17 protein-coding genes are annotated in these 21,819 nt (G+C 66.1%); 7 read left to right on the top strand and 10 right to left on the bottom strand.

Annotated elements, in window-relative coordinates; all coding sequences use genetic code 11:
- Positions 1 to 81 precede the first annotated feature (81 nt).
- Both OTER_RS01735 and OTER_RS01730 read right to left on the bottom strand, forming a co-directional pair.
- On the bottom strand, positions 82 to 1,650 hold the full coding sequence (locus tag OTER_RS01735; RefSeq protein ID WP_012373171.1) for a hypothetical protein: 1,569 nt from the start codon (positions 1,648 to 1,650) through the stop codon (positions 82 to 84).
- A 123-nt stretch (positions 1,651 to 1,773) separates the two neighbouring features.
- Positions 1,774 to 4,338 carry an alpha-amylase family glycosyl hydrolase gene (locus OTER_RS01730; protein ID WP_012373170.1) on the bottom strand — a complete coding sequence of 855 codons (2,565 nt, stop codon included), beginning with the start codon at positions 4,336 to 4,338 and terminating at the stop codon, positions 1,774 to 1,776.
- A gap of 296 nt (positions 4,339 to 4,634) precedes the next feature.
- Here OTER_RS01730 and OTER_RS01725 point away from each other — a divergent pair, with 296 nt between their 5' ends.
- Both OTER_RS01725 and OTER_RS01720 read left to right on the top strand, forming a co-directional pair.
- Positions 4,635 to 5,795 carry a hypothetical protein gene (locus OTER_RS01725; RefSeq protein WP_148217969.1) on the top strand — a complete coding sequence of 387 codons (1,161 nt, stop codon included), beginning with the start codon at positions 4,635 to 4,637 and terminating at the stop codon, positions 5,793 to 5,795.
- 20 nt (positions 5,796 to 5,815) lie between these two features.
- Positions 5,816 to 6,586 (top strand): hypothetical protein, encoded by a 771-nt coding sequence (locus OTER_RS01720; protein ID WP_012373168.1) that lies wholly within the window; start codon positions 5,816 to 5,818, stop codon positions 6,584 to 6,586.
- A gap of 105 nt (positions 6,587 to 6,691) precedes the next feature.
- Here the strand turns inward: OTER_RS01720 and OTER_RS01715 are convergent, their stop codons facing one another.
- Positions 6,692 to 7,192: a GreA/GreB family elongation factor gene (locus OTER_RS01715; protein ID WP_012373167.1), complete on the bottom strand. Its 501-nt coding sequence runs from the start codon at positions 7,190 to 7,192 to the stop codon at positions 6,692 to 6,694.
- Positions 7,193 to 7,495: 303 nt separating this feature from the next.
- Between OTER_RS01715 and OTER_RS01710 the strand changes: the two genes are divergently transcribed.
- Both OTER_RS01710 and OTER_RS26460 read left to right on the top strand, forming a co-directional pair.
- Complete coding sequence (locus tag OTER_RS01710) at positions 7,496 to 8,488, top strand: Gfo/Idh/MocA family protein (protein ID WP_012373166.1); 993 nt, start codon at positions 7,496 to 7,498, stop codon at positions 8,486 to 8,488.
- A 192-nt stretch (positions 8,489 to 8,680) separates the two neighbouring features.
- Positions 8,681 to 9,208 (top strand): SHOCT domain-containing protein, encoded by a 528-nt coding sequence (locus OTER_RS26460; protein WP_012373165.1) that lies wholly within the window; start codon positions 8,681 to 8,683, stop codon positions 9,206 to 9,208.
- 299 nt (positions 9,209 to 9,507) lie between these two features.
- On the opposite strand, the gene OTER_RS01700 is transcribed toward OTER_RS26460, so the two are convergent.
- The gene (locus OTER_RS01700) at positions 9,508 to 10,179 is read right to left on the bottom strand and encodes a cysteine hydrolase family protein (protein WP_012373164.1); all 672 of its coding nucleotides are present in this window, start codon (positions 10,177 to 10,179) and stop codon (positions 9,508 to 9,510) included.
- Positions 10,180 to 10,276: 97 nt separating this feature from the next.
- On the opposite strand from OTER_RS01700, the gene OTER_RS01695 reads away from it, so the two are divergent.
- Positions 10,277 to 11,152, top strand: coding sequence for a LysR family transcriptional regulator (locus OTER_RS01695; protein ID WP_012373163.1), 876 nt, complete (start codon positions 10,277 to 10,279; stop codon positions 11,150 to 11,152).
- Between the two features lie 106 nt (positions 11,153 to 11,258).
- Here OTER_RS01695 and OTER_RS01690 read toward each other — a convergent pair whose 3' ends face one another.
- Positions 11,259 to 11,921 (bottom strand): hypothetical protein, encoded by a 663-nt coding sequence (locus tag OTER_RS01690; RefSeq protein WP_012373162.1) that lies wholly within the window; start codon positions 11,919 to 11,921, stop codon positions 11,259 to 11,261.
- Positions 11,922 to 12,105: 184 nt separating this feature from the next.
- Positions 12,106 to 12,909 carry an inositol monophosphatase family protein gene (locus tag OTER_RS26055; protein WP_012373161.1) on the bottom strand — a complete coding sequence of 268 codons (804 nt, stop codon included), beginning with the start codon at positions 12,907 to 12,909 and terminating at the stop codon, positions 12,106 to 12,108.
- 102 nt (positions 12,910 to 13,011) lie between these two features.
- Here OTER_RS26055 and OTER_RS26050 point away from each other — a divergent pair, with 102 nt between their 5' ends.
- Both OTER_RS26050 and OTER_RS01675 read left to right on the top strand, forming a co-directional pair.
- Positions 13,012 to 13,245, top strand: coding sequence for a hypothetical protein (locus OTER_RS26050; protein WP_012373160.1), 234 nt, complete (start codon positions 13,012 to 13,014; stop codon positions 13,243 to 13,245).
- Between the two features lie 136 nt (positions 13,246 to 13,381).
- On the top strand, positions 13,382 to 14,413 hold the full coding sequence (locus tag OTER_RS01675; RefSeq protein WP_012373159.1) for an alpha/beta hydrolase family protein: 1,032 nt from the start codon (positions 13,382 to 13,384) through the stop codon (positions 14,411 to 14,413).
- Positions 14,414 to 14,518: 105 nt separating this feature from the next.
- Here OTER_RS01675 and OTER_RS01670 read toward each other — a convergent pair whose 3' ends face one another.
- From OTER_RS01670 to OTER_RS26045, 4 genes are all read right to left on the bottom strand, one after another.
- Positions 14,519 to 16,510, bottom strand: coding sequence for an alpha-L-arabinofuranosidase C-terminal domain-containing protein (locus OTER_RS01670; protein ID WP_012373158.1), 1,992 nt, complete (start codon positions 16,508 to 16,510; stop codon positions 14,519 to 14,521).
- Between the two features lie 176 nt (positions 16,511 to 16,686).
- On the bottom strand, positions 16,687 to 16,929 hold the full coding sequence (locus OTER_RS01665) for a hypothetical protein (protein ID WP_044891473.1): 243 nt from the start codon (positions 16,927 to 16,929) through the stop codon (positions 16,687 to 16,689).
- 52 nt (positions 16,930 to 16,981) lie between these two features.
- Positions 16,982 to 17,851 carry a hypothetical protein gene (locus OTER_RS23500; protein WP_012373156.1) on the bottom strand — a complete coding sequence of 290 codons (870 nt, stop codon included), beginning with the start codon at positions 17,849 to 17,851 and terminating at the stop codon, positions 16,982 to 16,984.
- A gap of 209 nt (positions 17,852 to 18,060) precedes the next feature.
- On the bottom strand, positions 18,061 to 21,726 hold the full coding sequence (locus tag OTER_RS26045; RefSeq protein WP_012373155.1) for a non-reducing end alpha-L-arabinofuranosidase family hydrolase: 3,666 nt from the start codon (positions 21,724 to 21,726) through the stop codon (positions 18,061 to 18,063).
- Positions 21,727 to 21,819: the final 93 nt, after the last annotated feature.

The raw sequence follows: 21,819 nt of genomic DNA, 5'->3' as shown, positions 1-21,819 counted from the left end.
CGTCGCGGGCGTCCGTCGCCCGCCGCGTCGCGCGGCGGGCGGACAGAGCGTGCGGAGATTGCGCGGGTGCGCGAACGCTGATCAAAGCGCCCGCAGGTAGGCGACCAGATCGGACTTTTCCGGATCGTTGAGCCGCAGCTCGAGCACGAGATTGAAGAACTCCACCGTGTCTTCGAGGGTCAGGCAGCGACCATCGTGGAGATAGGGCGGGCTCTCCTTGATGCCGCGGAGCGTGAACGTCTTGATCGGCCCGTCGCCCGGTTCGTTGAGGAACCGCTCGAGCTGCAGATCATGCATCTGGTGATCCATGAACGTCGGGCCTGAGTGACACGAGGCACACTGCGCCTTGCCGTGAAACACCGCCTCGCCGCGGAGTTCCTTCTCGGTGGCCTTGGCCTTGATCAGCCGGCCAATCGGGTCGAGCTTCGGCGCGGGCGGGAAGTCCAGCATATTCTGCATCTGCGCCATGTGGCTCACTTCGATCCGATCGAGAATGTTCACACCCTTTTTGATCGCGCGGATTGGATCCCCGTTGAAATAGGCGGTCCGCTGTTCGAACTCGGTAAAATCCTCGACCGAGCGCAGGCTGCGCTTCGAGCCGTGGATCTGCTGGTTGAACACCCCGCGCAGGCTGGTGGTGTCCAGCCGGAACCGCCGCTGTTGCGGGCGGATGTCAGGGCTGAGGTGAAACTGGGCGGTGGTATGCCCATTCACGTGGCAGTCGAAACAGGCCACGCCGAGGCTCGGGTTGAGCGTCTTGCGATCGTCCGTGAGATTGAACTCCTCCTGCGGGAAAGGCGTCAGCAGCAGCCGCAGCCCGTCGAGCTGCACCGGCGTCAGCAGATCCTTGAAGAGGCGATGGAAATTGCGGAGCGAAACGACCTCGCCGCGCGAGACGTCGCCGAGCTCGGGCCGGTTTTGAAGAAAAATCGCCGGCGGAAACTCCGGCAGGAACGCATCCGGCAGGTCGAAATCGACGTCGAAGCGCTGCAGCCGCGGAAACATCGCGATCTGCATCGCCGGGAACACCTGGCCGCCGGTGGCGTGCTTGGGGTGGGGCAGCGCCGGATACGGGAACAGGCCGTCGCGCTTGATCTGTTCCGGCGGCATCGCGGCCAAACGGTTCCAATCGAGCCCGCGCTGCAGCCGGGCGGTGGGGCCGACCGCGAGCGGCTTGCCGCGCGACATCTTCGCCTCCGGATCCAGCCGCGGAGTGAGGTTGTAACGGCTTTCGAGTAACCGCTGCTGCGCCGCCATGACGCCGGATTTCGCCGCGATGTCGGCCTGCACGATCTCCTGCGGATTTTGCATGGGTTCGCGCGAGTTCAGTGGATCGCGGGCGAAATCGAAGCCGCGCATCTCGCCCTTGTCCGGCTGCTCGGCGAACGCGGTGGAGGAAGGCGGGGCTTTCGCGGGGGCGAAGGCGTCGGAGCGGTCGTGTTCGTTGACCTGTTGTTCGGGCCGCGTCCGCGGCACGGCGCGCGGGGTTTGTGCTTCCTCGGCAGGGTCGGGCAACACAGCCGGCGTAGCCACGGCCGCGGGTTGATCCGGCCGGGTCGGAATGGTCGCGGCGAGCGAGGACAAGGAAAGCAGCACCCCCAAGCCAGAGGGCGCGGCGCAGCTGACGAAAAGCAGGCGTCGGGTATTCATGGCACGAAACTGCACGATACCGAGCCGTGCGGGCGCGGACCATAAGGCGGGATCCCGCGCGCGGTTAACGAGAACGTGGCGGCACGCGCACCGGTGTGCCGCTGATGCCGGCGCGCACGGCGGCTACGGCTGGTTGCGTTCGTGCGCGAACACGACGAACCCGGCAAACGGAAGAACTGCCGAGAATCGGCCGCCGCCGGTCCAGATTGAGCCGCCGCCGTTGCCGACATCGGCGCCGCCGTAGTGGCGCGAGTCGCTGTTGAAGATTTCGCGCCAGGTGCCGGGTTCGATGTGCGGGTGCTCGATCGTGTAGCCACGGTCGAACGCGGCGTCGTTGAGACTCGCGACGATGAGGAACGATTGCGCGTCGTCCCAGCGCTTCCACGCGAGCACGCGGTTGGCGTTGTGCACGTGCAGCACGTCGATGTTCCGGCTGCGCAGCGCGGAGTGATCGCGCCGCAGCCGGTTGAGGTCGGCGAAGAACCGGACGAGGGCGGCGCCGGTGCCGCTCCGCAGCGTCGCGAGATCCTCGCGCTCGGCGAGCACGGCGTTGTATTTGAACCGCTGCACGGCGCCGCATTCCTGGCCGAACAGCAGCATCGGCGTGCCGGCCGAGAGCACGGTGACGCCCCATTCGTAGCGGCAACGCGCCTCGGCGTAGGCGCGCGTCGGGCCGATGAGCGACGCTTCGTTCGAAGCCACGACCAGCGAGCGATGCGACGTGTGCTGCTTGTCGGCGTCGGTCGCGGTCGGGTCGAAAAACGGGCCCTTGCTGTTGCCGGCCTCATCGTGCGACTCGGCGTAGACGACCGCCTGCAACCGCGAGGCGGCGAGCGCGCCCGCAAAATAGTCGAGCTGCGCGGGCGCGCCGGCGCCGAGCAACGCGGCGTGATAGATCAGTTTCGCGTAATCGGCGCCCTTGTCCGTGTCGCCGGCGAGATGGTGGCAGAAGTCCGCATACCAGCGCGCGTCGAAGCCCATGCCATCCTCGTCCACGGGCCGCGTGACCTGGTCCCAGGTCGAATGATCCTCGGCGATCAGGATCGCGTCGGGGTTGAACATCCGCACGGTACGCCCGAGTTCGCGCAGCAGCTTCGCGCCGAACGCATTCGCGGCGCCGACCGGGCGGCCGTCGGCGTGCAGGACGTTGTAGGCGTGGATCGAGGTGGTCTGGTCCAGCCGCAGTCCGTCCACGTGAAATTCGCGCACCAGTGCGACCGCGCTGCTGATGAACAGCTTTCGCACCATCTCCTCGGAGTAGCGCGGCGCGAACGCGGTCGAGAGGTTGTCGACGTAGCCGCCTTCCGGGAACGGAGTGCCGTCAGGCCGCTGATAGTCCGTGGCCCGGCCCTCATACCAGTAGTAAATGTCGTTCTCCGGCGCGCTCGAATCGTAGTGGTATTCCGCGCGCTCGGCTTCGTGGGCGAAGTGGTTGTAAACCATGTCGACGATCACCGCGAGCCCGCGGCGATGGCACTCCTTGATGAAGTGCTTGTATTGGTCGCGGCCGCCTTCGCTGTATTCGATCGCGAAGAAATGCGACGTGGCATAGCCCCAGTTCTCCGCGGCACCACCGAACTCACACATCGGCAGCAGCTCCACGGCAGTGACGTTCAGGGCCGAGAGGTGATCGAGCAGCTCCATGGCATCCTGCAGCGTGCCGGGTCCCGCATGGCCGAAGCCAAGCGCGCCCACGTGAAGCTCGTAGATGATCAGGTCCTCGACCCGCGTCGGCACCTTGCGTCCGGTAAATTCGTCGGCCCAGAACTCGTCCGCGGGAATCGTGACGCGCTCGGGCCAGACCTGGTCCTGCTCGACGAAATCACGCGTCACTTCGTCAAGGTCCACCACCGTCGTGCAGCTCACGCCGCCGTCGAGCGTCGAGATCGGCCCGAGCCACGGCTGCCCGGGCGTGGCTTTGGCCGGGTTGGTGCGGCCGTAACCGAGCTGGCAGCGTGAATACAAGTCGGTGCGATAGGCGACGCGTCCGTCCTCCTGCTCGATGCGAAACAAATAGGCGCGATGGCGGAAATCGGCGAAGCGCGCGAGCGCGGGATCGTGAGGATCCGTTTCCCACACGCCGCCCGATCCGCGCTGCAACGCGAGCACCGGCAACGCGGGATCGATGCCGGTGCCATCGTCCGCGATGTAGCCGCCGCAGATTTTATCGATCGGCAGCGAGGCCCGCGTCGGCGTGCGCGTCGGATCATCCGTGCTCCAGACCGCGGCGAACACGACGTCGACGCGGCGGGCGTTCGGCGCCCAGACCGCGAAGCGCGCGGCCGCGTGCGCGCCGCCGTGCCGCTTGTGAGAGCCGAGCCGGCGGCAGTGCGCCAGGTAGTAGTCCTCGCTGCCGGGCGCGGCGGTGAGCGTGAAGGTCCGATGTCGCTCGATCCGGTCGACGTCCGGCGTTTCGGTGGCGATCGCCCAGCGTTCACGACCCGCGGGATCGCGCAGCACGACGCCCCAGTGAAAAACGTGTCCCACTTCCGCGGCGTCGAACTCGACCGTGGCGCGAAAAGCGGTGCCGCCATCGTCCGCGACGAATCGCTCCATCGGCCGGCGCGTCCAGTCCGGCGAAGCGCGGCCGGCCGCATCCCAGTTGCCGGTGAGCAGCGCGACGTGTCCGGGGAAAGCCTCGCCACCGACGCTGGTGTAATAGGTGAAGCGGACAGGAACAGTGGCCATGGTGACGCGAAGCGAGATGCCCCGCGGCGCGCGAGCTTAGCAGATGTACGGGCGCCGTCCATCAGGCGGCTCCGCGTATGACCCTACGCAATCCGCCGATGATAGCTTCAGCGCGCTGGTGCGCGCAGACCTCATTGTCATCCATTCCGAAATCCTTGAGTGGCGGCCTTCGTTCGGCCGAGAGACCGATCCATCTCATGGATCGCCCCGGGTCCTGCCATAAGACATTAATTCAACAGGTTTGTGTTTGCACGGAAGCCCGGGATTCGATGATAAGGCATTGGCTTCGGCTTTCGATGCTCACCCCACGGCAGGCTCCGGTAGGAAGGCTGGCGGTGTCAGGAGCACTGATACTGCTGTCTGCCGGGTGCATCACCTTCGAGGGAGAAAGCTCGGGCACCATGAAACGACGGCTACAGTCGTCATACGTGTACCGATCCGCCCAGATGTTTTACCCGCAGGGCGATGCCGGAACCCTGGGTGAATTGCCGGCGCTTGAGCCCCGCCAGTTCCGCGCGATCGAGGCGGATCTGCAACAGCGGCATGCGGCCGTGGTCGCGCTGCACGAGCTGCTGTACAAAGATCTCCAGAAAGTATTCCCGAACGTCCAGCAACGGGTGCGCACGAAACTGCGTTTTGACCGGGGCCCGCGGCTTATCGCGGAAACCGACGAGCAAGGTGTGATCACGGTGAACGTGAAGGTGGCCCAAGCACTATATCGCGCCGCGGTCACGGATACGCTTACGGCAGCCCCTCATGCCGAGTTGGCCAGTTTCGGCGGGTTCGTTCCATCCAAGCCGGCGGATCCTGTTCCGTTCGGGCCAGTCTCGCGTGAGGCCGAGCGGAAAGCGGTCGCGAAGCTGATGGCGACCGTGCAAAAGATCGATGAGATCGAAGGTCGCACGATGATCGGAGACCTGTTCGGCGGTCTGGATTCGCCGTGGTTCGAGATGGCGGATCTTTCGATGGAATCGCCCAAACTCGAGATGGCGTACGCCGGCACGGCGATGTTCCTGCTCGCCCACGAACGCGGCCATGCCGTGCTCCGGCATCACGATCATCTGCGCCAGTGGCTGAACGGCCGCTCCGAAGACATGCTGGATGACGTGGCACGGAACGAGTACCAGCAGGTGCGACGCGCACTGGAGCATGAGGCGGACTTTTACGCGACGCTGCTCCTGAGCACGTTTTATACGCACAGCGGCCTCTCGCTGATGGGGGCAGGCGACCTGAGAGGGTACGACACGTTCTTCCGCTACAGCTATGAATTTTCGGGCTTCACCCAGTCGGGCGCCGACTATCCCACGGTGGAAGAACGGCTCGCCGCCTGCCGCGAGCACGGCGACGCCGTCGTGGCGAAATTCCACGAGCAGATTTCGGCGGCACTGGATCAACAGATGGCCAAACTGGCCGAGGCGTTTGAAGCGGCGATGCAGCCCGCGTCGGCGCCGCGCTAATTTCCACTCAGTCCAACCCCATGAACACAAAAGTATGGCCCGCTCTGCTCGGGACCGGCCTCACGCTGTTGCTTGCCGGATGCCCGTCGACCGCGATCAAGCCCCCGCCCACCCCCGTGTCTGGCTTCCAGGCGTTTGATTCGCCGCGGGATTTCGACCCGCCAGGGAGAGTTTTCCGCGTGGACCAGTCCGGCGTGGTTTATGGCGTCGGCGATTTGGACGTGAAGCCGCGCAGTGGTTCAGAGGTCACGATGAAGTTCGAGTCGAAATCCAATTGGTCGCTGCGCACCGCCCTCGCCACGATGGGCGTGGCGGCGGAAAGTGTGCCGGCTCAACTTCAGGCGGAATTGGGCCGCTCGCGCGAAGTGATGCTCGGGTCGACCAAAGCGCGCCGCGAATACATCGACGACCAGGACAAGCCCGACGCCAAAGCGCAGGCATTGATCGATGAAGTAGGAATGAAGCCGGGGAACCGTTACTATGTGATCCGCGAGACGATTGCCACCGACGCCGTCGAATACCGCACGAAGAGCGCGTTCACCGCCAATGCGACGCTCAACGCTGAAATCAAAAAGCTCATCGAGACTAAGACCGGGCTGAATCTTGGCAGCAATTCGGAGGTTTCCCTGCCGCTGTCCTTCGACAAATCGATGCGGGTTTGGTACAAGACCGAACGGATCACCCCGAGGGCCGGCACGCTCGGCGCCGGCGCGACGAGACCTCAAGTTACGCTGACCGCAGCCACGCCGGAGGAGTTTCGCGTACCGGAACAGGTGAAGACCGACAGTTAGCCGGCTCCCAGAGCCGAAGACCGAACCCCGGACTAGGCTGGGCGATGGCCCACGGCCAAGACCAACCGGCAGTCGGATGATGCGCGGCTAGCCGGCCGCCGTCGGCTATTCGATCAGCTGGATCTCGAGCTGGCGCGGGCCGGCGGGAGATTGAAACTGGATCCGATCGCCGACGCTCGCGCCGAGCAGCGCCTGCGCGAGCGGCGACTGAAAACTGATACCGCCGGTGTAGAACTCCGTTTCATCGATGCCGACGATGCGATAGGTCGACGTGGTGCCGTCCTCTTCCTTTACGGTCACCTTGGCGCCGAACCTCACGATGCTGCGATCGGGCGCCGGCGAGGAGATGATTTCCGCCGTGGCGAGGATCTGCTGCAGCTCGCGCGCCCGCTCGTCGAGCTTGCGCAGTTCGCGCTTGGCGTCGAGATCGGCCGCCGCGCCGGCGAGCGCGGGGCGCTCCACGGTCCGCAGCCGGTTGAGCTCTTCGTGCAATCGCTCCGCGCCCGCTTCCGTCAGGTAACGCTTGGCTCCGGGCGCGAGCAAGACCGGCCGGACCACCGTCGGCTCCGGCTCCACATCGGATTCGCGCAGGAACGCTTTGCTCATGCCGGAACGGTACCCACTCCGGCCCGGTTTACAAACGCGGCGGACCAGCGGCGGCGGGTCGGCTTCGGCCTGACGGCGGGATCCGCCCGACGACGCTGTGCGCGACGAGCGAGCGAAGCGCGCTGGGCCCAACGCGCTCCATCGGCGACGTACAGGCGCGCCGCAGCTCCGGCTCTCAACTCTCATCCCTCAACTCTCAACTGACCTTCAGCTCTCGGCTCTGGCCTCTCAGCTCTCGGCTTTTGGCCTAGGACCCATTCCCCGCTCGCCACGAGCCGCGCCTCGTTTCCACACTCGGCCACCATGCGAAAGATCAGATGGGGCGTGCTCAGCACGGCGAAAATCGGGGTCGCCAAGGTGATTCCCGCGATGCAGCGGGCGCAGTTCGGGACCGTCGACGCGATCGCATCGCGCGACGCGGCGAAGGGCCGCACGGTCGCGTCACAACTCGGGATTGCACGCGTCCACGAATCCTACGAGGCGTTGCTCGCGGATGCGGAGATCGACGCCGTCTACATCCCGCTGCCGAACCATCTGCACGTGCCGTGGACCCGGCGCGCGCTGGAAGCCGGCAAACACGTGCTGTGCGAAAAGCCGATCGCCCTGACCGCCGCGGAGGCGATCGAACTCGTTGCCGCCGCGGCTCGGTTTCCGCGGCAGAAGGTGATGGAGGCGTTCATGTATCGCTTCCATCCGCAGTGGCAGAAAACGCGCGAGCTCGTGCTCGGCGGCGCGATCGGCGAACTGCGCACGGTCCATGCGCATTTCTCCTACTGGAACGTCGACCCGCAGAATATCCGCAACCGCGCCGACGTCGGTGGTGGTGCGATGATGGACATCGGCTGCTATTGCGTCTCGTTCGGGCGCTGGCTGTTCGAGGCCGAGCCGCAGCGCGTGCTCGGGCTCGTCGACCGCGATCCCGGTTTCGGCACGGACCGGCTCGCGTCGGGGGTGCTGGATTTTGGCCGCGGTACGACGACGTTCACCTGCTCGACGCAGCTCTCGCCGTATCAGCGCGCGACGATCCACGGCACGCAGGGGCGGATCGAAATCGAGATTCCGGTGAACGCGCCACCGGATCAGCCGACGCGGCTTTGGTTGCAGCGCGGCACCGCGATCGAGGAGGTGACGTTCGCGGCGTGCGACCAATACACGCTGCAGGCGGATGCCTTCGCGCGGGCGATTCTCGATGACACGCCGGTGCCGACTCCGCTGACCGACGCCGTGGGCAACATGCGTGTGATCGAAGCGGTGTTCGCCAGCGCGCGCGAGGCGACGTGGGTCGAACTGCGCTGAGTCTCGCGCGGGCCGTCAGCGGAGCGTTGGCAATCTTGAGACGCTCGTACACCCGCGTTCCGCGGCGCTTTTCTGGAATTTCCCTGGGCCAAGCCGATCCGCGATTGGACAATGCGACGAATGCGTCGTCGCCGGCGCAGCACGCTCACGCCGCTTCTTGACCCGCGGACGCCAGCGCGCTCAACTCCGGTCATGAACCCGGCCGCGCTTTTCAAGGTGCTTCTTTCGGCCTGCCTGTTGCTCGCCAGCGCGAGCGTCGCCTCGGCGGCCAAGGTTTTGGGAGAGACGACCGCGGCGACGCAGCAGGAGCTCGGCGACGGCGCTTACGCGTTCACGCGCAAGGCCAATTCCGTTTTCTTTCGTAACATCGATCGGCTGAAACGAGAGGCGCAGGCCGACGCTACCAACTTCGGGGCGCAACACGGCAAGCAGCTCAAGGTGCTCGCGGTCGACGTGGAAAAACCGCTGTATGGGACCGGATTTTGCGCCGTCACGCTCAAGGCGAAGCTGCTGGAGCCGGGCGATCCTGCGCTGCTGGCCAACGAGGCAAACAAAGCTGGCATCGTGAACCCGGCCCCCGCAATGAGCGCGCCGTCCGGGAGCGGGACCGACGCGTTGTATGCCGACTTGCTGAAGCTGGACGATCTGCGCAAACGCGGGATTCTGTCGGACGAGGAGTTCGAGGTGGAAAAGAAGAAAGTGCTCAGCCGTTCGAAGTAGCGAATGGGGCGCGCGGCGAAGCGTAGCCGCGCCGGTTACGGCGCGCACGATCTAGCTGATGGAGCGGCGGCGGCCATCACCGGCGAGGACGCGACGAGGGCGTCGCGTCTCCAGGAACTCCATGGTCGATGCATCGATCGGCAAGTGCGTCTAGAGACTGTCATACACTTTTGCAGAACCGTTTCTGAGGTAGGGCGGGCATTCCGCTGCCCGCCGGGAAGTCGTCTGATATTCGCGGCGCTCACGGAGTGAGCGCCCTACCTTGGGCTGCTCGATCAAAGTGCATGACAGCCTCTAGCTCAGTCCGGAAGATTCTCGACCGTGTGAACCACCGTGGCAAAGCGGTCGGCGAGTTCGGCGAGTGCGACCCGGTGCACGTCGGCTGCGGCGATCACGCCGCCATCGGTCGCCGGCAGATCGCGAGTCGCACAGGCATCGGCCACCACGGTCGCGTGATAGCCGTGATCTAGCGCGGACCGCGCCGTGGCGCTGACACACATGTGAGTCATGGCGCCGGCGAGGATCAGCTCCTTCCGTCCGAGCTGCGCGAGCGTATCGGCGAGCGTCGTGCCGGCGAAGGCGTTTGGCAGTCGTTTCTCGATCACGTGCTCACCGGCAAGCGGGGTGACTTCGGAGGCGAATTCCGCGCCGGGGGTGCCGGTCTCGAACAGGCCGCGGCCGCGCGGGCTGACCTGCCGGATGTGAATGATCGGCACGCCGGCGGCGCGGGCGCGCTCGAGCAATCGCGCGGTCTCGCGCAGAGCAGGCGCGATGCCGGCGAGCGGCAGTTTGCCGGCTGCCGTGTAATCGCGTTGGAGATCGATGAGGATCACCACGCTTTCGGCGAGACGACCGGGCGCGGCCCGCACGCCGGCGAGTTGGAGCAGGGTGGGCGGGGCGATTGGCGTGGCGGCGGCGGGGCCGGGCGGCACGAGCGTGGTGGCGAAGAGGGCGGAGAGGATCGGTTTCATCGCAGTGAAAGCGCTGAGAATACCGGTGTGGCGCGCGCCCGACCAATGCCGTGTTTTTCTGGTCGCATGCCTTTTGGTTATGCGGCGTGATCCGGGGATGGAACTCCGGCATCTGCGGTATTTCTGCGCCGTCGCGGAGACGCTGCATTTCTCGCGCGCGGCGGAGCGGCTGCATGTGACGCAACCGGCGTTGTCGCGCCAGATCCGCGATCTGGAGGCGGAGCTTGGGGTAACGTTGCTGCGGCGACACCACACCGCCACGGTGCTCACGCCGGCCGGCGAAGCTTTCCTCCGCCGGGCGCGCGAGATCCTCGCCGCGGCGGGAGAGGCGGTGAGCGAGGCGCGACAGGCGGGCCGGCAACTGCGGTTCGGCCACTACGGCACGCTGTGGACCGAATGTTTTGGACCGGCGTTGCGCAGATTCGCGAAACAGCATCCGGGCTGCGCGCTCCAGCCCATCGAGCTGATGCCGGTCGAACTCGTGGCGGCACTGCGACGGCAGGAGCTGGACATCGCGCTGATCGGAACAGTCACGCGGGCGCTGCAGCGCGAGTTTGCGACGCAGCCGCTCTGCACGCTCGAGATGCAGCTCGCGCTCGCCGCCGATCATCCCCTGGCGAAGCGACGCCTGCTGGCGCTCGCGGATCTGCGCGACGCGGATTGGATCGCGTGGGACGAGGCCGGTTTTCCCGGCCGCGCGGAACTGCTGCGCGACGCCGCCCGCGCGGCGGGATTCGCGCCAAGAATCGTCGGAACGGTCGACAGCGTCGCGTCGATGTTCGTGGCGGTCGCGACGAGTCGCGCGGTTGGCTGCGTGCTGCCGATGTCGAGAAAGCTGCCGCACTCGGGCGTGGTGTTCGCGCGGCTGCGGCCGCCGGGAATCCCCTTCACCATGCATGCCGCATGGGCGCGCGATTCACGGCAGGCGCCGCTACTCGCGGCGCTCGCCACGGCCCTGAGCAAGGTGAACTAGGTTGGAAGCGCGGCCGCCTCTGGCCACGGGACGCGACGAGGGCGTCGCGTCTCCATCATCGGATCGCTGCAGCGCGCGCGGCTCCGTGAGAAACGGTCGGGTGGCTTCAGCGTTGCGACGAACCGATCAGCGTGGAGCGCTTGAACCCGAGCGTGTGCAGGATCGTGCGGGCGATGGCCTCGCGGCTGCTGCGTGGCGACGTGCGCGTCAGCGTGGTGCCGATGCGCGGATGATAAAGCGCCTGTTGCCCGTCGACGGTGGTCCATGACACGACCCAGAATCGAGTTTCGCCATCCACAACGAGATATCGCTGCGTGTCGGTGGCCAGTCCGCGCGCCGCGATCTCGATCGCCGCGGCCGTCGCAGCTTCGGTGGCGGGCGGCTGATGGTTGCGCGAGGCGTTGGGCGAGGTGAGCGGATGTTCGTTGCGCCAGGCTTTCAGGCGGCGCGTGAACGCGGCCTGCGGATTCACGTCGGCAGGAAACACGCCGAGCGTGCCGTCGCGCAGATAGCGCTCCCGGCCGCGGCTCGCGAGCACGACGGAGTGTTTCGAGCCGTTCGGCAGCTTGAGCGTGAGCAGTTGAACCTCCCACGTTCGATCGAGCGCCTGCAGCCGGCGGGCGTAGCTGTCGGCCTGGACCGCGCAGCCCTCGAAGAGTTGGGCAGTTTCCCAGTCAGGCAGGATCGGGGGCGGATCGGCGGCGAGCCGAAGAGCGCTCAGAGGTAGAGCCAGCGCCAAGCTGACCAGGAACGCGCGGAACCAGTCCACGCCCCTTATATCGGCGCGATTCGCGAAAACGATAAATGCGGCCCGACGCGACGGTTTTACCCGGGCGGAGCGCCGTAGGCCCGGTCGGTGACGTGGCGCAATGGCCGCCACCTCAGCGAGGTGGCCTACAACGCGGAGGGAGCCGCAAACCCAGCGGTCGGGGTGGTCACGTCCCTGCGTCGCCTCAACCTGCGTTCTGCAGCACCTCCAGCATCGCGGCGTGCAGCCGGCCGTTGCTGGCGACGTAGCGGCCGCGATCCTGATGCTGCGGATTCGGATTGCCTTCGTAATCGGTCACCGTTCCGCCCGCTTCGCGGACGAGCAGCAGGCCCGCCATCACGTCGTAGGGCTTCAGATCTTTTTCCCAATAGCCGTCGAGCCGGCCGGCCGCGACGTAGCAGAGATCCAGCGCCGCGGAGCCGAGCCGGCGCTCGCCGCGGATTTTTAGCATAAACGCGGCCCACTGCTTCAGGTTGTTGTCGGGATTCGTGTGCTTGTCGTAGGGGAACCCGCTCGTGATCACCGCGTCGATCAGTTCGGCTGTCGCCGTGACGCGGAGAGGCCGGCCGTTGAGGAACGCGCCGCCGCCGCGCGTCGCGGTGAAGAGTTCGTTGCGCGTCGGGTCGTAAACGACGCCGAGCAGCGGCTGCCGGTCTGGCGTGGCGAGCGCGATGCTGGTACAGAAATGGGGAAACTTGCTCGCGAAATTCACGGTGCCATCGATCGGATCGACGAACCAGTGCCGCGGCGCCGCGGCCGCGGGCGCGCCTTGGCCACCGCCCTCCTCGCCGACGATGTGATCGCCGGGAAACCGGCGCACCAGTTCGCGCACGATGAAGGCCTCGGCTTCACGGTCGGCCGCGGTGACGATGTCGATCCGGCTGGTTTTGGTCTTGATCGGAATCGGTGCGGCGAAATGCCGCATGACAATCTCCCCCGCGCCGCGGGCGATCGCGGCGACTTCTTCCAGTAGGCGCGTTGGCTCCATGTCATCAGATTTACGGTTCCTTGCGGACGAGCCATCAAATACTCGGATGTGGGCCGCGCATTGCGCTCGCCCTCGCGACGCGCCATGCTTTGTTTGCGGCCCATGAGCCCAGAAATCGGCGGAACGGTGCTCCTGAAGGACGGTCGCGTCTGCGTCATTCGCAGCTTCGCGGACACGTGGCGTGGACCGACCTGGACGGCGACGGACAAGGCGGGCAAGGAGGTCTCGTTCGGCCCGTGGGATTACCGCGCGGTGTTGTCCGAAGGCGCAGCCGCGGCCGCACCCACGCGGACGCCGCAGCCGGCGGAGGTGGAGGGGCAGGCAGCGCTTTTCTGACAGCATGGCACGCATGCACCCGGCGCAGCGCTGATGTGCATGACTCGCGGACATGTAACTCTTGCTGGGTTGCGGTGTTTGTTCGCGACCGGGCCATCCGGCTTCGGTGGTTCGCATAACCAGCCTCTTTGCCGCTATGACTCGTCGCATTCTTTCGGTTTTCGGATTCTGCATTCTGGGTGCTGTCGCTTGGGCTGAGCCTGGTCCACGGGCGGTTGCTGACCTCGTCGGCGTCGCGCACCGGGAGTTTACGGATCCGGACCGGAGCAACTGGGCGGGCACCGGTGCACGGCCGGTGCGAGTGACCCTGTGGTACCCGAGCGCGGGTGGGGGAGCAGCCGAGCAGATCGGCAACGAGGGCGAGAGCGTCACCGTGCAGCGCGAGGGTCGGATTGCGGCATCGCCCGAGCGATATCCGCTGATCATGTTGTCGCACGGCTCGGGGAGCAACGCGGCGCAGGTTTTCTGGCTCGGGCACTTTCTCGCGCAACACGGCTTCCTCGTGGTGGCGCTGGATCACAACGGCACCGACGAGGAAGAACTTGGCCGCAAGGCCCCTACGCTAACCGATTTCTTCGGTTGGGAACGAGCGAAGGATGTGTCGGTCGCGCTGACGCGGCTGCTCGCGGATCCGGAATTTTCGCCGCGGATCGACCCAGCGCGGATTGGCGCGGCGGGATTTTCGCTCGGAGCGACCACGGCACTCTGGACCGCGGGGGCGCGGCTCGACCTTGAGACACTGCGGCGCCATTCACCACCCCCGCCGCCGATGATCGCGCCGGCGATCGAAGGCCTGATCGCGTTCTCCCAAACCGATCACGTCGCGCAGGCGTCGGTCGCGCGCGCGAACAACTCATATCGCGATCCCCGAATCCAATCCGTGTTTGCGCTGGCGCCACCGATGGGGGCGGGGTTCACACCGGAGGGGCTGCGGGACGTGAACGTCCCGGTGCTGATCGTGGTGGGCGACGCGGACCTGATCGCGCCGGCGGACGGCAACGCGAGACACTTTGCCGCGCACCTGCCGCACGCGCGGCTGGTGGTTGTTCCGGGCGAGCGCGGACACTATCTGCGGCCGATCGCCGCGGAGCAGCGTCGTGCCGAGCTGCGTGAAGTCGCCGAACTGGCGCGGACGTTTTTCGAAGAGCAGCGGCCGCGTTCCCGCTGAGCGTGCGTGCCGAAGCTGTCGCCGCTCCGCCCTCGATCTCGCACAGACGCGAGACGCTTCGCCGTGGTGGAGGAACAGTGGCCCGCCGGGCCGTCCGAGATGAAACTATCTGGTGGCGATTCGCAGGATCGTCAGCGAGTTGGCCGGCGCGTCGTAGCTGAATCCTGGCGACAGCGGCAGGGTGTCCGTGTGCGGCACGACGGCGGGCGGAGCGTCATCGGTGTTGGCTGTGTCGGCGGGCGCGCCGCCGAAGACCGTCCGCTCCGCGGTCGCGGGCAACTTTCGCGCGCCGTCCAGCCGAACCGCCAAGGGCTGCGGGGTATCGTCGCCGTTGACGATCTTGACGATGAGATCACCCGTTCGACCGTCGCGCACCGCGGAGACGGCGAGCTTCGCTCCGTTGGAACGGGCGAGGGTCGTCGGCACCGCGGCGTCACCAGCGAAGCGACCGAAGAGGCTCTGCACGGTGTGGTTGAGGCTCGGGAAAACATTCGTCGCATCGAAGTAGATCATGTCGGGTGTCCATTGCGTGTGGCCGCGGCGCGAAAGCAGCGGCGCATACGAAGCCAGCATCACGACGTCGCCGTTCCGCTCGAGACTCGTGAGGTAAGCGGCTTCGGCGAGGGCGGAGCGCAGCGTGTTGCGGCGACCCTCGTCGTGCGCAGCGTATTCGCCGACGTAAACTTTGGGGCCGCGGCGGTCGTAGCTGTCGTAGCGCGCGAGGTTGTCCCAAAACCATTGCGGTGGTCGATAGTAGTGCTCGTCCACCATGGGGAGCTTCAGGTCGCGCGCGAAGGCCCAGCCGAGATCGAAGTCTTCGCCGTCGGGAAACGGTCCGGAGGTGCCGATCACGACGATCTCCGGATGCCTTTCCTTCAGCACGTCGTAAATCATTTGGAAGCGCTCCTTGAAGATCGGCGTGATCGCGTCCTCGTTGCCCACGCCCAGGTATTTCAACCCGAAGGGGGCAGGATGTCCGCCGGCGGCGCGCTTCGCGCCCCATGGCGACGTCGCGGGGCCGTTGGCCCACTCGACGAGGTCGAGCACGTCCTGGATGTAGCCGGGCATTTCTTCCAGAGGGAGGCCCTCCTGGCCGCGATTGGGCGAGTCGCCCGCGTGCTGGCAGCACACGCCGGCTGTCACCACGGGTACGGGGATCGCACCGAGATCCTCGCAAAACTGGAAGTATTCCAAATATCCGAGTCCAAGGGTCTGGTGATAACCCCAGGAGTTGCGCTGGGCGCGACGTTGCTCGATCGGGCCGATACTGTCCTTCCAATCGTAGTAGTGCCGAATGCCGGGCCCGTGCACGAGGCAGCCGCCGGGAAAGCGCACGAAGCGCGGCTTCAGGTCGGCGATCGTCTGCGCCAGATCGCGACGCAGACCGTTCGGGCGACCCTTGAAGGTGTCGCGCGGAAACAGCGAGACCACGTCGAGCGCGAGTGCGCCCTGCTCATGCGCGAGCAGGACGAACCGGGCGTCCGGCACGGATTGAGTCGGAGTCAACGTGACGGCGTGCCGGGTCCACGTGCGGCCGGACACTTCCACCCGGGCTTCGGCGAGCACGCGGCCATCGCTGGTCTCGAGCCGGAGGGTAACGGGCATGGGCTTGCGCTGCTCCTCATCGGTGCCGCGCCATTTGCGTCCCATGAAGGCTTGGTAGGCCCAGAACGAGGCCTCGTAAGCCTGGCCGGCCACGAGCGGAATTCGGTCGAAACCCTGGTTACTGATCCCCACGCCGCTGCCAGGCTCGAGCACCGTGAGGAGCAGGTAGTGCGGATTGTTGACGTGGACCGGCCGCGCATCGCCGAGCCCGAGCTGGCCGTCACCGTCGCCGGTCTTGACCAGGTCCCAGAAGGAAAAGGGGCCCCAGTTCGCCTGCTCGGTGGCGCTGTATTCGAACGAGCGATTCTGGAGCAGCTCGGCGTAGAGCCCGCCATCGGCTGCGTAGTTGAGGTCTTCGAAAAAGATCCCGAACAGCTCCCGGCTGATCGGCTTGGAGGGCGCATCGAGCGCGACCGTGAGGGTTCGGGGCTCGACGGCGAAGGCCGGGATGGTCAGGAGCGCCAGCAGCAGGCTGAGGGGGATGCGTCTCATGGGGCGAAACCGTGAACGCCGCTCGGGCGTTTACGAGGGAGGATGTGGTTGATCGTAACGTTCTGTGCCGGCCGCGACGCGGTGTTGAGCCCAGCCGAATCGGCGCCCGCCGCCTCCGTTCCATCGTAGTGATGCTCGTGGGAGCAAAGCCTATCGCGCGTCGCCCGCGCTCTGACTCAGGCGGGCAGGAGGGGGCCATCGATCCAAGCGTCGATTTCGTGGACGCGGTGGAAATGGGGATCGAACTCGAGAATCGGGGCGAGCTGCCAGCGTCGACTCCGATCCGGTGGACGCAGCCCGTCCATTCCAGGAACCAGTTCGCGTTTCAATTCTTCGCCGTCTGCTGAGACGGCCAGCCGGGCGAGGTCGCCGAGCAGCACACGCACACTGGATCGCGCGGCCAGCCGCAGCTGGCTCAACCCGGCGGCCGGCGGAAAATGCCGGCGGGGGCGGGCGCAGATCGGGTTGAGATCACGTTTCCGACGGCGTTGCGCGCTCGGCGCGGGCGATCATGGCGTCGAGCCAGACGCGGCGGATGATCGCGCTGCCGGGGTAGATGAACCGCCAGTAGCAGGCGAAGGCCCGTCGTGTCTCCGGATCGTCGGCGAGGATCCGCGTCTCGGTCGTGACGCGGACGAGCCCGTCGTCCTCCTGCGCAACCCGCACATCGAAGACGACCCGAACCTTGCCGGGACCCGTGAATCCGGCGAACTCCGCCGGCGAACAACGCACCGGGTGCGGCAATCCGGAAGCCTTGGTGCCCAGAGGGAGCGCGAAGACCGAATCACGTTCGCTCTCCTCGAGAACCATGAAACCTGTCTTCTGGTCCCTCACGTCGTTGATCCACGGTTTGGAATCGGCGGGAGGAACGGAGAGATGGCCACCGGCCATCCGCCGGATGGTCATCAGCAGCCGGGCCGTCGGCATGTCGGCCACGGAAACGTTTCGCGTGGCCTCGATCACACGGTCGATCGGAGCGCGGGTGCGCGCCTCGTGATACTCGGCGAAGTTATACTCGGGCAGGAAATCGTCGATGCGGTGCTTTTCCCGGGCGGAGCGGTGCAGCGAGGATGGCCACAGCGCGGCCGTGGTGGTGAGGGCGACGCCGACGAGCAGCAAGATCGCAGCGCGACCGCGCGTGGCGATCCCCAGCCAGCGCTGCGGCTTTAGCAACGACACGATGGCCACCAGAGCGACCACGAGACCGGCCCAGGTTGCATAGCTTGGCAGATCGAACGGCACCGATCGCCAGAGGACCCAGCCGCCGCCAATGACGGCCACGGCGAGCAGAGCGTATGCGGCTGCGCGGAGAGGACGAAGCCTGACGTTTTTCGCATTCATGAAGCGGAGAAAGATCCAAGACGATCCCCAGCGAAGTGGAACTCCGCCGGAACCAATTGCCACTATCGCAGGCCCGCCAACCGCTTCCGTCAACGACTTGTCCCCCGCGCCAAGCACAGGTGGACGCATGGGGCGCAAGCACAACGGCGGGCCGTCGAGCCGCGCGGGGCCAACGGATCTGGCCTGCGACATGACTCGCGGGAAAACGGTCAGTAGTCGACGATCACCACGGAGTAGGCGGTCAATTGCGGCAGCGTGACGGTGAGCTTGCCGTCGGCGTGGCTGTAGCTGAGCGCGCGGTCCTGCGACAGATCCGGCGAGGCTTCACGGACCGCGCGCGGTGGGCTTGCCAGCGGCAGCGTGATCGTGACGTTGCTGCGCGGTTTGAGCCCGCGGTCGTAATCGTGGTTCACCAAATGCACGAGCAGCCGGCGCGGTTCCGACTGCTGCCAGGTAGCGGTCATGATCTGCGCCTGCGCCACCACGATCTGCGACTCCGACGGCCACGCCGTGAGGTGGTGATACAGGTCGGCGTGCGCGCGGTAGAACGCCGCGTAGGTTTTGAAAAACGGCATCATGCCTTGCGCCGACGCCGTCGGTTCACCCGTCGTGGTTTTAAGGTGAAAGGCGAAAAAGATTCCGTTCGCGTAGGCTTCGGCAGCGTAGATTCGCCAAAAATCCTCGCGCTCGGACTGCGGCAGCGCGGTGTAGCGGTTGAGTGTCGCCGTGGGCCAGTCGAGGAACACCACCACGGGCGCACCGGGCGCGAGCAGCTCGGAGCGCGCGCGGAACCGCCGGAACACACTCTGCAGCGAGGCGCGACCATTCAGGTGGCCGTCGATCACGGGGACCCACTCGGCCTCGGTGCCGTTGTCGCCAAACCGGTTGCTGTTCCAGAGCCCGACGCTCTGGAAATCCACTTTCGGCAGTATCCCATTCGCCGTGACCAGCAGCGGCCGCTGATATTTCTCCCACGCGTAGGTTTTCAGGTTGCGGACCATCTCGCCGAAATATCGATAGGGCTCGGCGGTACTGACGAAGGTGCGTGCGCCGGGCTCGGGCTGGTCGTCGTAGGGATGACCCCACTCGGCGGCCAGCGGGTTCGCAGAGGTCAGCGGTGTGCGCGACCACCCGTGCTGCGCGAGATAGCGGCGGTAGTTGAAATTTCGCCGCAGATCGCCGGGTGGCAGATCGTGGCGCAGGAGATTGTCCGCCGTCATCTGGAACCGCGCCGCGAAGTCGGTGCCGCGCGGATATTTCGCGAGCAGGTAAGCGTTGAAGTCGGCGAGATGGTAGTCGTCGAAGCCTTCGTTGTTGTCGTAGGTCGCGCCATCGTAGCCGTGGTTGACCTCGTCGAAAAACAGCCCGTCGACTCCGCCGTCGATCTGGTGCCGGCAGAGGGCCTCGAGGTAGGCGCGATAGGCGGGATTCGCGAGGCTGGCGCGGTGCGCACCGGCTTCGACGTTGTCGTGCGGGACGAGATTCCCCTCGGCGTCGCGCGTGACAATCTGCTCGAATTCCTCCGCCGTGAACTCCTCGCGGAACACGACGGTCGCCGTCGTGCCGCCGAGCACGCGAATGCCGGCGGCGTGTGCGTCGGCGATGTAGGGGAAGGCGTATTCCGGTGGGTCGATGCCGTAGCGCTTCCAGCGCATCCAGGTCCGGAAGCTGATGTCCGGCCGCAGCTCGAGCAGCTGCGGGTCGGTCTCGTTGTGAACCGACTGGCTCATGGCGTAGATCGTGATGTCGTCCATCGACAGCGGCGTCATCGGTTGCGGGGCGAAATCCCACGCGGCCGTCGCGATCAGCCCGGTGACATCGAGTCCGTGGCGCTCGAGCCGGCTGCGGTTGGGTTGCTGCGACAGCAGCGCGCCGTGCGAATTGCTTCCAGCGGTGAACTGCAGTCGGTCCACGCCGCTTACCGCCACCGCGCGGCCGTTGTCCTGCGCGAGATTGCCGCCGGTGATCCGCACGTCGCTCGCGCCGCCGAGTTGGAGCACGGGGGCGGCTGAGTCGAACGCGGTGATGTCGTGCACGTAAACCGGTCCGTCGAACTGCACGCCCGGCGCGTAGATTCCCGTGAGTCCCTTCGCCGCGCGGAAACCTGCGTTTCCTGCGCGTAGCCCGCCGAAGCGACCGTTCGCACTCGCGATCGTGACGTAGGCGAGGTCCGCGAATCCATCATAGTTCACGTCGTCGCGGAACAGCGATTGGTCGACCGCCGTGGCGCGGCCCACGCTGAACACCGACAGATGCGTGGTCTCGTTGGCGCCCGTGACCACGATAGCCGCGTGGCCCTTCACGTAGTCGATCGCCTGGTTGTATTTTGTCGGACGTGCCGGCGCCGAAGCGCTGTCGAGCGTCAGTGACAGCGTGCCCGCGCCGGAGAATTCCACCTGCACGATGTCGTCATCGGTGTCGATGTACGAAGTGCGGACGATCTGTCCGGGATCGGCGGTGACGCTTGCGGCCGCTCCTGTGAGCAGCATCTGGTCATAGATGTTGCCGTTGGGATGGTGAACATCCGAACGAAACTCCACCGCGGTGCCGACGACCCGGCCGGCGAGCGTCACGTGCAGCGACGCAGGCGCGCTGACGAGGGACTCGACACCGTTCGAAACGACAACGGTGTAGAGCCCCGCATTGGCAGACTGCACGTTCGGGAGCGCGAGTGACGGGCCGGTCGCGCCGGGGAGATCGGCGCCGTTGCGTTGCCATTGATAGACCAGCGAGCCGGTGCCGGTCGCCGTTACGGAGAACGTCGCGCTGCCGCCGATCGCGGCGGTGGTGTTTTGCGGCGCGGTTACGCTGAGCACCGCGCCGGGTGGCGAGTCGGCCGCGCGAGTGGCTCGGTCGGATTGCAGAAGCGCGAGCTGGTAGGGCAGTTGGGAGTAGCTCGGGTCCGGCGTGAGCTCGCGGCGACCTTGATAGAGAAAATAGAGACGCGACGGATCGAGCGTCATCGTCTCGTCATTGCTGTCGCGCAGCAGTTCGCCGTGGCTGATATCGACGCTCCAGAGCGTGCGGCCGTCGTCGGCGGTGACGTTCATCGGACCGGCGAAAGGCGTGTCCCAGGAATTCGCCTGCGCGAGCGGCGTCCACGTGCCGTCGAGTCGGTCGGCGGTGAACGCGCGGAAGTAGCGTTTGCCGGTGGGCCCGCCGATGCACTCGATGAGGCAGAGATATTGGTTGAGCCCTTTCAGCCGGTAAACGCAGCCGCCCTCGAAGAGATTGAACCGATTCGCGTCCTGCATCACGACGACCGGATCCTCGAACCCGCGCGGGAAGTTCTCGACCCGCGTGCGACTACGATAAAACCGGCCGTAGTCGTCCGAGAAGAACAGGTAGGCGTGCGTGTCGTCGCAGATGATCCAGTAATCGATCCAGCCCTGCACGACGGTCGATGGCGTGCCGTTGAAGAACGACTGCGGCGCGGTCCAGGTCTCAGGTTTCGAGAGATCGTCGGCGGTGGAGTAGGTCGGGTGCTGCGACTGGTAGATGAGATACCACTTCTGCTGCGGTCGGAAATAGAAGACCTGCGGCGCGCAATGGTAGCCGCGCAGATTGGGGTTTTGATCGAGATAATACGGCCGCGCGGCCGACGCTTCCGCCCACGTGCGGAAACTCAGATAAGTCATGCTCCAGTTGCCGCTCGTATCGGCCGTGGTGGCGTAGACGTGCCATTTGCCGCCGTGGTAGACCACGGTCGGATCTTTCATCGAGACGATCGGATGCGTCGCATCGGCGACCGGCGCGATCAGCGGCGCAGTCGAGGTCCAGAAAAACGGGCCCGTCAGCCCATCGGCGCGCAAGAGCGGCGCGAGCGTGAGCAGGAAACCCCACGCGAACCAGGCGAGAGGCGGACGTTGCTGCATACGTGGAGAACGGCAGCAAGGCGGTTGGGGCATGACCGGGATTCTCCTCGGTTGCGCCTGTCACAGTCAATGGTGGGTGCCGCAGCGTGCGGC

This window comes from Opitutus terrae PB90-1 (genome assembly GCF_000019965.1).
GTDB classification, from domain to species: Bacteria; Verrucomicrobiota; Verrucomicrobiia; order Opitutales; family Opitutaceae; genus Opitutus; species Opitutus terrae.
The sequence above is the reverse complement of the archived record's forward strand: the minus strand, read 5'-3'. Positions and strand labels throughout refer to the sequence as shown.

Excerpts from the sequence above, each read along its gene's own strand:
- OTER_RS01730 (WP_012373170.1), bottom strand. The coding sequence starts at position 4,338 with ATGGCCACTGTTCCTGTCCGCTTCACCTATTACACCAGCGTCGGTGGC.
- OTER_RS26050 (WP_012373160.1), top strand. The coding sequence starts at position 13,012 with ATGAGCCCAGAAATCGGCGGAACGGTGCTCCTGAAGGACGGTCGCGTC.
- OTER_RS26460 (WP_012373165.1), top strand. The coding sequence starts at position 8,681 with ATGAACCCGGCCGCGCTTTTCAAGGTGCTTCTTTCGGCCTGCCTGTTG.
- OTER_RS01720 (WP_012373168.1), top strand. The coding sequence starts at position 5,816 with ATGAACACAAAAGTATGGCCCGCTCTGCTCGGGACCGGCCTCACGCTG.
- OTER_RS23500 (WP_012373156.1), bottom strand. The coding sequence starts at position 17,851 with ATGAATGCGAAAAACGTCAGGCTTCGTCCTCTCCGCGCAGCCGCATAC.
- OTER_RS01700 (WP_012373164.1), bottom strand. The coding sequence starts at position 10,179 with ATGAAACCGATCCTCTCCGCCCTCTTCGCCACCACGCTCGTGCCGCCC.
- OTER_RS01735 (WP_012373171.1), bottom strand. The coding sequence starts at position 1,650 with ATGAATACCCGACGCCTGCTTTTCGTCAGCTGCGCCGCGCCCTCTGGC.
- OTER_RS01715 (WP_012373167.1), bottom strand. The coding sequence starts at position 7,192 with ATGAGCAAAGCGTTCCTGCGCGAATCCGATGTGGAGCCGGAGCCGACG.
- OTER_RS01710 (WP_012373166.1), top strand. The coding sequence starts at position 7,496 with ATGCGAAAGATCAGATGGGGCGTGCTCAGCACGGCGAAAATCGGGGTC.
- OTER_RS26055 (WP_012373161.1), bottom strand. The coding sequence starts at position 12,909 with ATGGAGCCAACGCGCCTACTGGAAGAAGTCGCCGCGATCGCCCGCGGC.
- OTER_RS26045 (WP_012373155.1), bottom strand. The coding sequence starts at position 21,726 with ATGCAGCAACGTCCGCCTCTCGCCTGGTTCGCGTGGGGTTTCCTGCTC.
- OTER_RS01675 (WP_012373159.1), top strand. The coding sequence starts at position 13,382 with ATGACTCGTCGCATTCTTTCGGTTTTCGGATTCTGCATTCTGGGTGCT.
- OTER_RS01725 (WP_148217969.1), top strand. The coding sequence starts at position 4,635 with ATGCTCACCCCACGGCAGGCTCCGGTAGGAAGGCTGGCGGTGTCAGGA.
- OTER_RS01670 (WP_012373158.1), bottom strand. The coding sequence starts at position 16,510 with ATGAGACGCATCCCCCTCAGCCTGCTGCTGGCGCTCCTGACCATCCCG.
- OTER_RS01695 (WP_012373163.1), top strand. The coding sequence starts at position 10,277 with ATGGAACTCCGGCATCTGCGGTATTTCTGCGCCGTCGCGGAGACGCTG.